12 protein-coding genes are annotated in these 13,923 nt (G+C 42.6%); 4 read left to right on the top strand and 8 right to left on the bottom strand.

What is annotated here, in order from left to right:
• Nucleotides 1–207: 207 nt before the first annotated feature.
• Nucleotides 208–957 carry a hypothetical protein gene (locus R8806_RS11430; RefSeq protein ID WP_124318384.1) on the bottom strand — a complete coding sequence of 250 codons (750 nt, stop codon included), beginning with the start codon at nucleotides 955–957 and terminating at the stop codon, nucleotides 208–210.
• Between the two features lie 9 nt (nucleotides 958–966).
• A complete protein-coding gene (locus R8806_RS11435) occupies nucleotides 967–1,488 on the bottom strand; it encodes a UpxY family transcription antiterminator (protein WP_124318385.1) in 522 nt (173 codons plus the stop codon).
• A gap of 745 nt (nucleotides 1,489–2,233) precedes the next feature.
• Between R8806_RS11435 and R8806_RS11440 the strand changes: the two genes are divergently transcribed.
• The 3 genes from R8806_RS11440 (at nucleotide 2,234) to R8806_RS11450 (ending at nucleotide 6,248) form a co-directional block, all read left to right on the top strand.
• Nucleotides 2,234–4,000: an outer membrane beta-barrel family protein gene (locus tag R8806_RS11440; RefSeq protein ID WP_164720054.1), complete on the top strand. Its 1,767-nt coding sequence runs from the start codon at nucleotides 2,234–2,236 to the stop codon at nucleotides 3,998–4,000.
• Between the two features lie 383 nt (nucleotides 4,001–4,383).
• On the top strand, nucleotides 4,384–5,667 hold the full coding sequence (locus R8806_RS11445) for an AAA family ATPase (protein ID WP_151411483.1): 1,284 nt from the start codon (nucleotides 4,384–4,386) through the stop codon (nucleotides 5,665–5,667).
• 5 nt (nucleotides 5,668–5,672) lie between these two features.
• Nucleotides 5,673–6,248, top strand: a complete 576-nt coding sequence (locus R8806_RS11450; RefSeq protein WP_124317026.1) for an RloB domain-containing protein — start codon at nucleotides 5,673–5,675, stop codon at nucleotides 6,246–6,248.
• Between the two features lie 66 nt (nucleotides 6,249–6,314).
• Here the strand turns inward: R8806_RS11450 and R8806_RS11455 are convergent, their stop codons facing one another.
• Together R8806_RS11455 and R8806_RS11460 are read right to left on the bottom strand one after the other, a co-directional pair.
• On the bottom strand, nucleotides 6,315–7,160 hold the full coding sequence (locus tag R8806_RS11455; RefSeq protein ID WP_124317027.1) for a 3-hydroxybutyryl-CoA dehydrogenase: 846 nt from the start codon (nucleotides 7,158–7,160) through the stop codon (nucleotides 6,315–6,317).
• A 75-nt stretch (nucleotides 7,161–7,235) separates the two neighbouring features.
• Nucleotides 7,236–8,015: a short-chain-enoyl-CoA hydratase gene (locus tag R8806_RS11460; RefSeq protein WP_124317028.1), complete on the bottom strand. Its 780-nt coding sequence runs from the start codon at nucleotides 8,013–8,015 to the stop codon at nucleotides 7,236–7,238.
• Between the two features lie 97 nt (nucleotides 8,016–8,112).
• Between R8806_RS11460 and R8806_RS11465 the strand changes: the two genes are divergently transcribed.
• On the top strand, nucleotides 8,113–8,709 hold the full coding sequence (locus R8806_RS11465) for a MarC family protein (protein WP_124317029.1): 597 nt from the start codon (nucleotides 8,113–8,115) through the stop codon (nucleotides 8,707–8,709).
• 112 nt (nucleotides 8,710–8,821) lie between these two features.
• On the opposite strand, the gene R8806_RS11470 is transcribed toward R8806_RS11465, so the two are convergent.
• The 4 genes from R8806_RS11470 to glpT all read right to left on the bottom strand — a co-directional run bounded on the left by R8806_RS11470 (nucleotide 8,822) and on the right by glpT (nucleotide 13,895).
• Nucleotides 8,822–9,472, bottom strand: coding sequence for a tetratricopeptide repeat protein (locus R8806_RS11470; protein WP_124317030.1), 651 nt, complete (start codon nucleotides 9,470–9,472; stop codon nucleotides 8,822–8,824).
• Between the two features lie 251 nt (nucleotides 9,473–9,723).
• Nucleotides 9,724–11,079, bottom strand: a complete 1,356-nt coding sequence (locus R8806_RS11475; protein ID WP_124317031.1) for a porin — start codon at nucleotides 11,077–11,079, stop codon at nucleotides 9,724–9,726.
• A gap of 24 nt (nucleotides 11,080–11,103) precedes the next feature.
• A complete protein-coding gene (locus tag R8806_RS11480; RefSeq protein WP_124317032.1) occupies nucleotides 11,104–12,525 on the bottom strand; it encodes a glycerophosphodiester phosphodiesterase family protein in 1,422 nt (473 codons plus the stop codon).
• A gap of 20 nt (nucleotides 12,526–12,545) precedes the next feature.
• Nucleotides 12,546–13,895 carry a glycerol-3-phosphate transporter gene (glpT, locus tag R8806_RS11485; RefSeq protein ID WP_124317033.1) on the bottom strand — a complete coding sequence of 450 codons (1,350 nt, stop codon included), beginning with the start codon at nucleotides 13,893–13,895 and terminating at the stop codon, nucleotides 12,546–12,548.
• Between the last annotated feature and the right edge of the window lie 28 nt (nucleotides 13,896–13,923).

A 13,923-nucleotide genomic window follows, 5' to 3' on the forward strand; every position in this document is an offset into this window, starting at 1 on the left:
TTTATTGAGCAAGTAATATTTTATATACAAGCGAATTACTCTTCAAATAGTAGTATTTCCTCCAAAAGTTTCATATTAATTTACGATACCGTAAAGATATCCTTTGACTATCCACATATACCATAAAACACCTTGAAACCCAAGACTCAAAATAGGGAAGCAAAATAATGATTTCTCAATCTAAACTTGAACACAAAATCTCTATATTCATTTTCCGTACAATGAATTGTATTCAGTAAACTTTCGTTTTGCTAAAACATAAAATAGGTTTACCAATGATTGAGAAATATCGCTTGATGTCCCAAAAACACATTTTGTTATTCCATCTTCCCACTGTTGTACTCGAACAGCCCAACGTACACGCTCTTTCGTCATACGTCTTTGTTCTTCAACAGGAAGGTCCATTTCCCCTACAACACTTTCGTAAAGACCTATCGCATTCCACCAATCAACCAATTCCTCTAGACTTGTTATACGACTTAATCCTAAAATCTCCGTCACAAGATTTCCCACCAATAAACCATATTCTTCTTCCCCTGTAAAATAATAGCAATTACAGAGCAACCGACAAACATTCGGTGTATGACAAGGCAGCACGATCTTATCACCCCCTTTAGGAATAAGAATCTCATAAGCAGTATCTAACGCCACATCCAAGAATTTCATATCCGAATACAACAGGTAAGCATCCATCAAATCTACAGCATACCCCGCACGAGTATCTACTGGAATATCTTTATCCTTCAACAATTCCTGAATCACTCTAGCAATCTCTCGTATTCGATCATGAATATCCCAAAGACTGCCATACTCGTCTTCTAACCATGGATACACACGTACCATCGAATAAACCGACAAGTAACCATGCAAAAGTCCAGACAAGGACGAGGGGGGACAATCCTTCAACGCCAATCCACACACCTGCTTGTACACTTCCCGAAATAAATTCTTTTCCATTGATTTCTATTACTCTATTTTTTCTAGAAACGAACTTGGTATATAAGACGTGGCAATAGACGCCACACCATCCAATCGAATGACAACCCGCTTATGTCCTTTCAAGCGTACCAGCTCCCCTTCCAAGCCCAGCAAAGGTCCCTTGATCACTCGTACACGATCACCTCTTTTCAGATCCTTATTAAGCACTTCCACTCCATCGGTAGAAAAATCCAATAAAAACATGAAATCTTCCATCTGTTTATCCGGAATAATCAATGAACGACGTCCTTCACGGTCTTTCAAGTAAACAATATTCAACAGATGATCGTTCAGTAAAGAAAAACTAGTCGCTTTATCTGTCCGGATAAAGATCATCCCGTGAATCAGGATAACCCGGATCTTTTTCCGACCAAGTGGAGTTTCGCGTACCCGCTCTTCCTGCGGCAGGTAATTTTCTACTCCTAATTCGTCTAATTTCTTTTTAATGACCAATTCTTGATTTACACGGGTATAGGCGGCATACCAGTTTAATTTATCAGTCGTTATCATTGATTGTTTTTTAACAAAAGCTCGTGTTTATACTGGCAATTTCGAAGATTACGACCCGACCGGATACGCTTCGCGCACTAACCCTACCACGAGTCCTGATTTATTGCCATGTGTTCTGTACGCTATACTTAAACAGCAATAACGCATAGAAGCTGTCTGCATAAACATCATTTCCTATAAAAAAACGATCGTTTTATGATATTAATAAAGCAGATCTGTTAAATTGATAACCTAAAAGTGTAAATATCTAATTACAAGAATCCAAAAAAAATTGACAAATAGATGGTGATATCTAAAATTGATGTATATTTGCAGCGCATTAAACGATCGTTTTAAGACATCTAAATCATTCTCAAATCAAGCTCTACAGTCATTATTTCAAATCATATAAACCCAAATTATATTCATCACGATGTCTTACCACGCTATTCATAAAATCGAATTCAACATAGTACCCATCCTCACCCTAAACCAACCCAAATAAAGAAGTAATCTAACCCAAATAATCTCCCTCATTCAGAGTTCATTCGAAACTTACACGTAGCTCATACATTGCCAAATGAATAAGCTTCGACTAAGCTTCGAGACATCATCGAAAAAGTGGGATTATCACCCTAGCATCTCCATTACTTCTCGTGAGTTTCTCTCCAGAAACCACAAATTACAAAAAATCTTAAAACGCCCCAGCAAGCGCAAGTTTTCACATATATCCCTTGTCAAACATATAAAACAACCATGTAGATATATGAAAAAGCGCATCACACAAATACTCTTCAGCCTTCTTACCTTTTGCACGAATGCCGACATTTACGCCCAAGAAAACGAGAAAAAGACCAAGAACCCATGGAGCGGTTCAGTTTCCCTCAACTATGATTTCACGAACAATTTCACGGGAAACGTAAACCTAGGATATACACAAAAGAACTGGGATCTATTCCTAGATTATTCCGGACACTCGGATCGCATCGAAATCAGCAGTGAGTTATTTCGCTCTTTTTCGGCAAAAACATCTCAACTATTAGAGACAGAACAACACCATTTAAGCCATTCCGTAGCTATCCTATTAGATATGCGCCCTTCTTCTCGTAACCTTTTCCTATGGAATCTCAAACTACAATTCCCCAAGATCACGACAAACCGGGATATAAATAATCGCACGCAAACAAAAGAATATGACCTACACCATCGAATAGCATTCAGCCGGAAAACAATTGAAGGTTCCTTATTCTACAAACACATCTACGAAACAAACAAACACGAACTATCGCTAAACGGGATCTTCTCCCACACGAAAGACTCCCGTCCAAGCACGTATCAAATCGATGATCTCCTCACCTATACCACCACCGGAAACGAGAAACCGGAATTCGTCCGCCTGCAAATGGATTACCTCTATACATTCGAAAATCAAGGCCAACTCGAAACCGGAATTCAATTTTTTTCCAGATGGAATAAAACCCGATACAATCTTCACGACACGGAAGAAAACCTTAATAATTGGTTATCGAATTTGCCCCTTAACGACGGCCTCAACCACCATGAATACATATACACGGCGCATCTCTCCTACTCCCAACAACAAGGAGAATTTTGGCACTATAAAATAGGGATACTCGCCGATTACGATATCACCCGCACCAAGCTCATGGAAAACACGGACAAACATAATTTTGATCGATTCTACTTTTACCCACACCTAACACTCCAATACACGCCTTCTGATCAGCAAGAACTGGCCTTTCATTTTACTAGAAAGGCCGCACACCCGGATTACACCCAACTAAACCCATTTACAAACCCGATCGACCACCAAACATTCGAGCAAGGTAACCCACTATTACGCCCCGAAATCACGAGCCGGGCCGAAATCAATTATCTTCTACACGGGGAAAAGATCCAGCTGAACGGGAATCTTTATTTCAATTCCACCGAAAGGTTTATCACTCCTGTCACGTTATTTTCGGAAGACAACACGTTAACCCTATCTTACACGAATGGTAGCATGGAAAACAAGGTCGGCTTGGACATTAATCTATCCGGATCTCCCACCTCATGGATGACAATCACACCTTCCATATCCCTCGTCCACGCTCATGCCAACGGGAAATATCAAGGAATAAACCTTCATGTTGACGATTTCTCTTGGTCGGGCAACTTGGAATTAAACTTAAATTCTAAAAAACATACCGAATTTCAAGCCCTCTTCTCCTATCAATCACCAACAAAGGTTCCACAATTCAAAATTGAAGAGAATTACTATCTCGATCTGGCAATCAAACAAGGTTTCTTTAACAACCGCCTTCAAGTCAGTTTCTCCGTTTCCGACGTCTTCGACACGTCCGAATGGCAAGCCCGTTCAAACACGGACACCTATCGTCTGGCAAATTACAGCAAAGAAGCCACCCATGCTTACTGGATCGGGCTAACATTCAATTTTAACAACTTCAAATCCCGTCCATCAGCAGACGATTCTCACCCGCAAAAACGCCAAATAATACAACTAGGACAATAAAATATTACAGAAAATTCTACTTTTCATCGCAGTAAACAGTTCATTGAACAAGAAACCGTTATATAATCGAATTCCTTAGCACATGGGAAGTTATCCATAATCCCAATTAAAGTGGTCGAATTCGACCACTTTAGAAAGAGTTTTCAACGATTAAAGACCGAAAAACAACGATTAGTTGGTTGGTCGGCAAAGTACAAATTGTCAGAGTTTAATGCATATTGAACCTAAAAACACCATAAAGAAGTCGATTACGACTATTTTATTTCACAAATCAGCATATTCCACTCTAAAATCAGATAAAGACTAATGAATTTCTGTCTTTTTATTTTTTCAATTCATATCAAAACATTATCTTTACATCGTTACAACAAATTTCTCATGACATGATAGAAGAAATTATATTCAAGAATGTATTATCCTTTAAAAAAGAAACGACATTCAGTTTCGAAGCAACCCCTGATACCACATTTGAAACTCAACACGTGGTGACAATGCCTAATGGCACAAGATTGCTTAAACTCGGGATCGTTTACGGTCCTAACGCAGGCGGAAAAAGTAATTTACTTTATGCAATCTCCGCACTTCGCGATTTTATGGTGTTTGACCCACAGAGTATGGATGAACCGACAGGTTTTGAACCGTTTTTACTTGATAAGGAAACGCCAAATCTGCCATCTGAATATAGTATAAAATTTTGGGTTAACGGAATACGCTATTGGTATCAACTTACAGCTACAACAAAATTGGTTATACACGAAAAATTGTCATATTATAAGACTGTTCAGCCAATCAAAGTGTTTGAACGAGTATTGGAAGATGAGCAATCTGTATTGTCATTCAATCCTGCAGTGCAGAAGATTGATCAGGAAGAACAGAAAGCCCTCACTCTAAACTGCCTTCCGAACAAGTCATTTTTTGCAGCTCGTGGTCACGTGAATATGAAAATGGAACACGTGGATGGTGTCCGTCAATGGATTCGCAACAGATTCATGCCTATGGTGGGGCCATTTACAAACATGGAGAAATATAGCAAGAGAAAGGTAAGAGAAGATGTAAATTTTAAAGAGCACTTACTTCGTTTCCTTCATCAGGCAGACTTCAATATTACTGGATTGAGTGAAAAGACTGAAGAAAAGCCGTTACCTCCTTATTTTCATAAATATCTACAGATACAAGATTCTTTACCCGAAGATAAAAAGAAAGAATTACTTACTCCAGAAACTTATAAAGAACATGTCTTAGGTTTTGAACACACGGTAGAAAATGAACGCGGTCTGGAAACTTACGAGTTATCCACTCGTCAAGAGAGCGATGGTACAACACGTGTAATGGACATTGAAGCAGCTATCTACGAGGCAATCAAAAATAACTCAGTCCTGATACTAGATGAGATAGAATCTTCGTTACATCCAAATTTAATTGAGTTTATTCTTCAAGAATATATCATGAATAGTAACGAGAGTCAAATGCTCATAACCACACATTATCCTGGCTTGCTTAATACCATTGATGATCTTGTCCGCAAGGATAATATCTGGTTTGTGGAAAAAGACAAGTCGGGTGCTACCGATTTGTATTCTCTCGTGGAATTCAAGGGATTGAACAAGATTTCAAAGATTGAACGTGCCTATCGTAAAGGTCAATTTGGCGCACTTCCAAATATTTAATACTTATGGCACGCAAGATTAATTCTCGACAAACTCGGCAACTACAGAAACGTGTGGTTGGAGCAGGACTTACTGAATTTTGGTATTTAAAGCACCTCAAGCCACTACTTGACTTGAAGTTTGAGCTATACCCTCGTCTATTTGGTAATGAATCCATGGGGGAGATAAACAAACTCATCGAGGAGGGACTTAATGATGACGCAGAAGTAATATGCTTCTTCGATGAAGATGTCATGCGATGGGATCAAGTAGAAGGAAAACGTATAAAGGAATTGCATTGTAAATACGATAATAATTCCCGTGTAACGCTTGCATGTAGTATGCCCTCTATTGAATATTGGTTTTTACTTCACTACGAAAAGACCAATCGTCACCTTGCCACCTCTCGTGACGCAATCAGTTCCTTGCGCAGATACATTGTCCAGTTCGACAAAAAGGAAAATTTTCTCAAGCATCAAAAGTGGGTTGCCGAACTAATTAAAGACAACAAAATGGATCATGCTATGCAACGAGCAGAAGTACTAGGCAGAAGCGGGACATCATATTCTGATATATGGAAGGCTATCAAGGTGATGAAGTAAAACAAGCCTTCGTATGAAGATGTATCAAAACGAGTTTTAATACATCTTCCTATAAATTATTACACCTTATTTCCTGTAATCATAGAAACCGATTCCGGTCTTACGTCCCAACAAGTTGGCACGAACCATCTTCCGTAATAACGGGTGAGGGCGATACTTGGAATCACCGAATTCATTATACAGCACTTCCATGATAGCCAGACACACGTCCAAACCGATCAAGTCTCCCAATGCCAAAGGTCCCATCGGGTGGTTAGCCCCTAATTTCATGGCCTCGTCAATCTCTTCCTTGGTAGCAACACCGTCAGCGTAAATTCCAATACCCTCGTTTACCATCGGGATCAGGATTCTATTTACCACGAAACCGGGAGCCTCGTTCACGCTTACCGGGGTTTTACCCACTTCTGCAGCGATTGCCATCACCTTGTCGTGAACCTCCTGAGAAGTCAACTGCCCTTTAATCACCTCAACCAATTTCATCATCGGCACCGGGTTAAAGAAGTGCATACCGATCACTTTCTCCGGGCGGCTGGTTGCGGCAGCAATTTCCGTGATAGAAAGCGAAGAAGTATTCGTGGCCAGGATAGCTTCCGGCTTGCAGATCGCATCCAACGTTTTGAATATCTCGTTCTTGGTTGCCATATCCTCGGCAACCACCTCGATCACCAAATCGGCATCTTTACAATCTTCGTATGCCATAGTGTCCTTGATGCGGGCATTGATAGCCTCCTTCTCGGCAGCTTCCATCTTGCCTTTTTCTACCAACTTGGAAAGGCTCTTCTCGATAGCCTTGTGAGCTTTACCTAAAGATGCCTCTGAACGACCTTTTAACAACACGTCATGCCCGGCTTGAGCAAAGGTTTGGGCAATACCATTACCCATCGTACCTGTACCTACAACGCAAATTTTCATTTCCTCTTAATTTAAAACCTTCAAATATATAATATCAAATTCTCTATTATCGTACAAACGCCAGCTTTTCAGCTTTTATCTTTTCTTGAATTCCGCTCCTCTTTTGCCTAGAAATGCCTGCATTCCTTCTTTCTGATCCTCGGTTGAAAAGCACAACCCGAACAAATCACTTTCAACCGAAATACCCGTGTCAATATCTGTCTCCACTCCCCGGTTAATCGCCTCTTTAGCATAACGCACAGCCAGCGGAGCTTTTGCCGCGATCTTCTTCGCCATGGCCATACATTCATCCATCAGCGCTTCCGGTTCCACCACCTTGTTCACCAACCCGATACGATAGGCCTCCTCGGCTACAATCACGTCTGCCGTGTAGATCAGTTCTTTTGCCTTACCCAATCCCACTATACGCGGTAACCGTTGCGTACCGGAGAATCCCGGGGTGATCCCCAAACCTACTTCCGGTTGCCCGAATTTAGCTTTCACCGAAGCGATACGGATGTCACAAGCCATGGCTAACTCACATCCGCCCCCTAGCGCGAAACCATTTACACCGGCAATAACCACCTTGTTCAACAATTCGATTTTGCGGAAAACAGCCGCTCCCAACTCTCCAAACGCTTTCCCCTCCACCGCATTCAACGTACTCATCTGGGATATATCCGCTCCTGCCACGAACGAACGTCCTTCACCCGTCAGAATGACAACATCAACACTGTCATCCTCTCCAATAGCCGTGAAGGCAGCATCCAATTCTTTCAAAATCGTCGAATTCAAAGCATTCAACGCCTCCGGGTTATTAATTTTAACCGTGCAAATATTATCCTGTTTCTCGACAATTAGTTTCGTATACGCCATAACTTTTCTATTTTGATTCATTTTGATAACACCTCTTGTTTCTGTATCTTTGTAGGCAAAAATAACCTTTAATCAAGAATAAACCAATCTTTTTGATATGAGTTTTTCAGACATTAATATACAAGAACTTGCAAGTGCATTCATGGTCCTGTTTGCAGTAATTGACATCACGGGAGCCGTGCCTATCATTAATGATATTCAAAATAAAGGACACACAATTAGTGCCATAAAAGCCGCTTTGGCATCATATATTCTTCTCGTGGCATTCCTCTTCGTCGGGGATGGCCTGCTCAACTTGTTCAGCGTGGACATTTCCTCGTTTGCCGTGGCCGGTTCTCTCGTGATCTTCGTGCTGGCAGTAGAAATGATCTTCGGAATCCCTATTTTCAAAAATGACGGTCCGTCAGGAACGGCATCCATCGTACCGTTAGTATTTCCCTTGATCGTGGGAGCCGGAACATTAACCACCTTGTTAGCTTTACGGGCGGAATATCACATCATCAACATTATTATCGCCTTGACGCTAAACATTATTGTCGTCTATTTCGTACTGAAAAATGTATCGCTGGTCGAAAAGGTATTCGGGAAAGGTGGGGTTTATATATTACGTAAATTCTTGGGTATCATTCTCCTTGCCATTTCCGTTAAACTCTTTACCAGCAACCTCACATCACTGATTGATATTTTTAAATAAAGAGGCCCAAAGCCTCTTTATTTGTTTCAAGTTACAAGTTGAGCTATACTCTGTAAGTTACAAGTTAAATCAAATAACCTGTAACCCATAAACCTGCAACTTGTAACAATCGCTATCGGCAATAGCGATTAATGTAAGCATTCACACTCGTCACTCCCAACGATTTAGCTTTTCGCCAATCGGCACACGCCTCCTTGCGTTTCCCGGTACTGAAATAAGCAATTCCCCGGTTCGCGTAAATAGCACCGTTGTCCTTGTTCAGCTTGAGAGAATAGGTATAGTCCGGTATCGCCTTCGCAAATTCACGCTGCTTCAAATAACAATTCCCCCGGTTCAAATAATAAGCGTACACCAACTCGTATTCTTCCCCATTTTTCTTAGCGTATTGGATTGCCAGAGAATACTCCTTAATGGCTGCCGCATAATTCTGTTGATTCTGATAAATATTCCCCAAATAATAACAAAGTTCGTCATCTTCCTCAAATATCCCCTTTCCTTTCACTAGAAACTCCTTCAGCAAAGAAATCTGGTTCGTGTGAGTACAAGCTGTATTCAAAGACGAGTAAACCTCTCGTAATTTCGGATTCAACCGATTAGCCGCGATCAATTTTTGAACAGCATCTTTATAATCTCCATTTTCTATATCCGTATTTGCCTCGTTCAACAACTCGATCGGTTTATTGACCGCACTCACATCAACCTGACCTGTTGCCATACTAGTTACAGCAACCAAGGTCATCAATAACAAAGTGACTTTTTTCATAATTCGGCGATAAAATTAGTGTTTGTGTGTTTCGAATCCCAAAAATAATGAAAAGGAATTAAAAAGCAAATCCACATCGCTAAAAAAGTCCACATCGTTTACAAAGTCATAAGGTTTATAAGGAGGCTGTCCAAAAAGTCCTGCCTGTATTTGCCAACTACCCCCACCAGCTCCCCCTGTGTAAGGGGGAGTTAGTGAGGGTAGTTGTTTAAAATTGACTTTTTAGACAGCCACTTTTTCCTTCTCTCCTATCAGAACGACACCATCAAACGCATCTGCAACTGATGGAAATTCTTATCCAACGGGAAATAAACATTCTTTAAATTACTATACTGGTACTCGCCCATCACCTTCACGTACTGGTTCAACGTGTAGTTCACGCCAATCGTGGCCGCGTGTAACCGTCCCCCGCCAATACTCGTTGACACGGCCGGGTAATCTGCCACCACTCCCCCGGGATAAAATACCTGCTTACCAATTAAAAAGAAATCACCTTTATTAATGTCATTCAAATCCGTGTAGCTATAACGGGCCACAATCTCCAGATCTCCCCTCTCGTTACTTCCCCGTAACAATCCGTACTCATCGTCATAACCGTATCCTTCACCGCAAAGCAAGTACCCCATTTCCACGTACGCCCCTTGAAACTTGGAACTCCGTATCGGGTTTCCGGCCTGCCAAGATGCCAAGGTAGTCCAGCTCCAAACGCCTCCCAACTGATTCTCGAACAAAGCCTCGTCATTTCTTTTCTTGTATAATCTCTTGTAAATATACTCGCCCCGCAAAAACATATTACTGGTAACCACCAGCACTTCCGGTCCTACCGTGATCGTGTTCTTCGCCCAAGGCACCTGCGCGTTTAGAAATTCCGTCGTACCGTCCACGTAAGTCTGCATATTCGACTCCAACTCCATATTCGTCTTGAACACGTTATTCACCACCTCGCCCGTGTTAATCCGTCCGTAGCGGAAAGAGGCCCCGACATGCAGAGTTATAAACTCATTATTAAGCGGCTTGTACAACCAGCGTCCACTCAAGCTTACTCCTTGAAAACCGGAAATCTGGTCATTGTACTTGTTCTCAGCGAAAAGCCCTTGATCAGCGAAGAAAGTGGCATCATAATACTTGTAGGTAATCCCCAAACCACGCCCGGCCGATAAAGCCATGGCCGGAGCCGCACGGGAAATAAAATGGTAATTATACAAACTTGCGTTCAGACTCATACTCGACGGTTCGTTAAAATAGCCCGCCTTCACGCTATGAATCCCGTACACCGATTCGTGAAAATTATATCGCACAAAAATATTCTTTTGCTTGAAAGTCCCTTTCGAAAAATCGAAATCAGCGTAAAAATACAACGGCCCGTATGTCAACGACGTCCGTATGCGAGCATCCGTGAGCGCTGCCCCCGACTTCATCGGCGTGTACTCCGAATGATAATAAGCCACATCAGCAAACAAACGAGCGCCTGCCGTGAAACGAATTCCTTTATCCTTATTGATATATTGTAAAAGAGGATTGGAAACATCCTCGGCCTGAGCTTTCACCATATTAGACGACAACACGAGGGCGACTAATACAACAGGGAATAATATATATTTTTTCATACTGGTCTGCATTTAAACAATTATTTAGTAACCTAATCTCTCCAACACCACCTTCGCGTCAACCAACGTCTCGGAAGCCGGACTCTTTCGCCAGCCTTGAGTAATCATATAGTTGATACTCATATCAGAATGGTTCGTAAACAATGCATCCAGATAAGGTGCTTTATATTTCCCGTCAATCTCGACACCGAAATTATATTGTCCGAAATACTTAGCCATCTGGTCATACGTGTCAAACGTGTAGGGATGATTCTTCATTCCAGCCTTGTGAATCAAGTAATCCTGCCACGGTTGGTTCAGTTCCGGGTAATTATTCGGAGCTCCGGCAATACACGGTCCAATAAAATGAGCCTTGTACTTCACGCCCAAATTAATAAACGAGGCATAACCCAGCGGATCGTCATACGTGATATCCGTCGCTCCCGTACCTTTCCACAACAGGAAACACATCGGGACCTTACCTTCAAAATGCTCGGCAACCCTCACAAGGCTCTCCAACGAGAAGGTCTGCAAAATCACCTTGCCATTCGTGTTCCCCGTGTTCACCTTGCCATTCACGTAGAACGGGTTGCTTTCCGGTTCCGGTTGCGTGATAATATTCATTCCCAAACGATCCAGTTCCTTGTAGACAATCTCCTCGAACCCGGCAGGATTCAGCCACGGCTCCTTGAACTCGATATAAATTCCCGGGCGGTTTCCCGTGTCCTCCGGATCATCCACGTAACCGAACGTGTACTTGATTACGTCGGCCGTACCGCTTAAACTCTTGATCTTCTCCCCAGTTTTCTGTCCCATCGTGAACACTCGTTTTCCTTGTGCGTCCCGTTCCAGCATTTTCCCCTTGGAATAAGCCACGAGATCCTCCAACGTAGAAATGTATTGATGTTGTGAGGCAAAACTCGGGCGAGCCTGTTCGATACTCGTTTCATTAAACCACGTACCGGCATCCAGCATCATCAGCTCCTCGTAGGTATAATAAGCCGGAAGATTTGGAACAAAATTCTTGGCATCCTCTTTCACCAACGCATCAGCCTCCTCGGCAGAGTAACCGATCTTCTGGTAATACGCCTTTCTGATTTCGTAAGGAATGGTCTCCCCGAACACGTTCTCGATATTCGTGGTCCGTTTCAAGTTGTCATCATGCAACGCCAACACCACCCCATCTTTCGAAACCTGCATATCACATTCCAGATAGTCAGCCCCGATTTCTCTCGCCCAACGATACGCTGCCTCCGTCTCCTCCGGGGTCCAGAACGTCGATCCCCGGTGAGCCACAACAGCGTACTCCGGCACGTAATCCCGCACTTTAATCATATCGGGAGTCAAATGATCCAATTCAACCTTGTCGACATCGACGTTTATGTTGTTGAATTTTTGATCTTCACACGACATGACCAAGGCTATCAACCCGCATGCCATCACTGCATGAAAAAACTTTTTAATCATAATTTTGAATTTTAGAGCGTTTAATGTTTGTTAGTACTCTCCTTTACCAGATATTGTTCTTCTCTTACTGTAAATGCCGTAAAAATGAATGCCAGAGCACAGGCTCCCAACAGGATAATGAAACTCCAGTCCCATCCGAGGTGATCCACCACGTACCCCAACATGATATTTGCTAACAAAGCCGTTCCAAAGAAATAACCGAAAAAGCCGGTCAGCCCGGCAGCCGTTCCCGCCGCTTTTTTGGGCGCCAAATCCAAGGCGTGTACCCCGATCAACATCACCGGCCCGTAAATCAAGAACCCAATAGCGATCAGACATATACTGTCCATCACCAGATCATGTTCCGTCTGCCAGTAAATAAACACGAACAAGGCCACCAGCACCATGTAAATCATCGTCGTGATCGCCCGCCGTCCCTTGAACACGTAGTCACTCACGATACCGCAGATAATCGTACCGGGAATGGCCGCGATCTCGTAAGCCGAATAAATCCAGCCTACCGCACCGCTATCGTACCCTTTCACATCCTTCAGGTAAGTCGGCGCCCAGTCAAGCACCCCGTATCTCACCAAGTAGATAAAAGCATTAGCGATAGCGATATACCATAATATCTTGTTATTCAAAACATATTTGAAAAAGATCTCTTTTGCCGTCAACTCTTCCTCCGACTTTGCACTGTAATTCTTAGGGTAATCATTACGATATTCCTCGATCGGCGGCAGACCACACGATTGCGGCGTATCCCGGATCAAAATAAACGCAATCACGGCAACCACCAAGGCCACAACAGCCGGAAAAACAAACGTGGCAGACTGCCAGGAACCGAACCACACCAACCCCACGGAAAACATGATCCCGACCAAACTACCTCCCACATTATGGGCCACGTTCCAGATCGACATTTTGGTCCCCCGTTCCTTCAAGGAAAACCAGTGCGTCATCACCCGGCCGCTAGGTGGCCAGCCCATCCCCTGGAACCAACCGATCAAAAACTGGGTAATAAACATGACCACGATTGAAGAGACTCCTGCACTTGTTCCCAAAAACAACGTCACGAGTGCCGATAACACCAGTCCCAACGGCAAAAACTTACGGGCGCTACTCCGATCGGAAACCCCTCCCATCAAAAACTTCGATATCCCGTAAGCGATAGCATTAGCCGAAAGAGCCACCCCTAAATCTCCCTTGTCAAATCCCAACTCCTGCAAATAGGGCATTGCCAGAGTAAAATTCTTACGTACTAAATAATACCCCGCATACCCTATAAATATACCTAAAAAGACCTGTAAACGTAACTTCTTGTACGTGGGGTCAATTTTCTCTTTAGGCAACAAGGGTTTGTGAGGCTCAGGCTTCAGAAAACTCCACATGATATTAATTTTTAATAAATATTATATT

The organism is Butyricimonas faecihominis (genome assembly GCF_033096445.1).
Taxonomy (GTDB): domain Bacteria; phylum Bacteroidota; class Bacteroidia; order Bacteroidales; family Marinifilaceae; genus Butyricimonas; species Butyricimonas faecihominis.

Excerpts from the sequence above, each read along its gene's own strand:
- R8806_RS11470 (WP_124317030.1), bottom strand. The coding sequence starts at position 9,472 with ATGAAAAAAGTCACTTTGTTATTGATGACCTTGGTTGCTGTAACTAGT.
- R8806_RS11430 (WP_124318384.1), bottom strand. The coding sequence starts at position 957 with ATGGAAAAGAATTTATTTCGGGAAGTGTACAAGCAGGTGTGTGGATTG.
- R8806_RS11475 (WP_124317031.1), bottom strand. The coding sequence starts at position 11,079 with ATGAAAAAATATATATTATTCCCTGTTGTATTAGTCGCCCTCGTGTTG.
- R8806_RS11440 (WP_164720054.1), top strand. The coding sequence starts at position 2,234 with ATGAAAAAGCGCATCACACAAATACTCTTCAGCCTTCTTACCTTTTGC.
- glpT (WP_124317033.1), bottom strand. The coding sequence starts at position 13,895 with ATGTGGAGTTTTCTGAAGCCTGAGCCTCACAAACCCTTGTTGCCTAAA.
- R8806_RS11435 (WP_124318385.1), bottom strand. The coding sequence starts at position 1,488 with ATGATAACGACTGATAAATTAAACTGGTATGCCGCCTATACCCGTGTA.
- R8806_RS11465 (WP_124317029.1), top strand. The coding sequence starts at position 8,113 with ATGAGTTTTTCAGACATTAATATACAAGAACTTGCAAGTGCATTCATG.
- R8806_RS11480 (WP_124317032.1), bottom strand. The coding sequence starts at position 12,525 with ATGATTAAAAAGTTTTTTCATGCAGTGATGGCATGCGGGTTGATAGCC.
- R8806_RS11450 (WP_124317026.1), top strand. The coding sequence starts at position 5,673 with ATGGCACGCAAGATTAATTCTCGACAAACTCGGCAACTACAGAAACGT.
- R8806_RS11455 (WP_124317027.1), bottom strand. The coding sequence starts at position 7,160 with ATGAAAATTTGCGTTGTAGGTACAGGTACGATGGGTAATGGTATTGCC.
- R8806_RS11445 (WP_151411483.1), top strand. The coding sequence starts at position 4,384 with ATGATAGAAGAAATTATATTCAAGAATGTATTATCCTTTAAAAAAGAA.
- R8806_RS11460 (WP_124317028.1), bottom strand. The coding sequence starts at position 8,015 with ATGGCGTATACGAAACTAATTGTCGAGAAACAGGATAATATTTGCACG.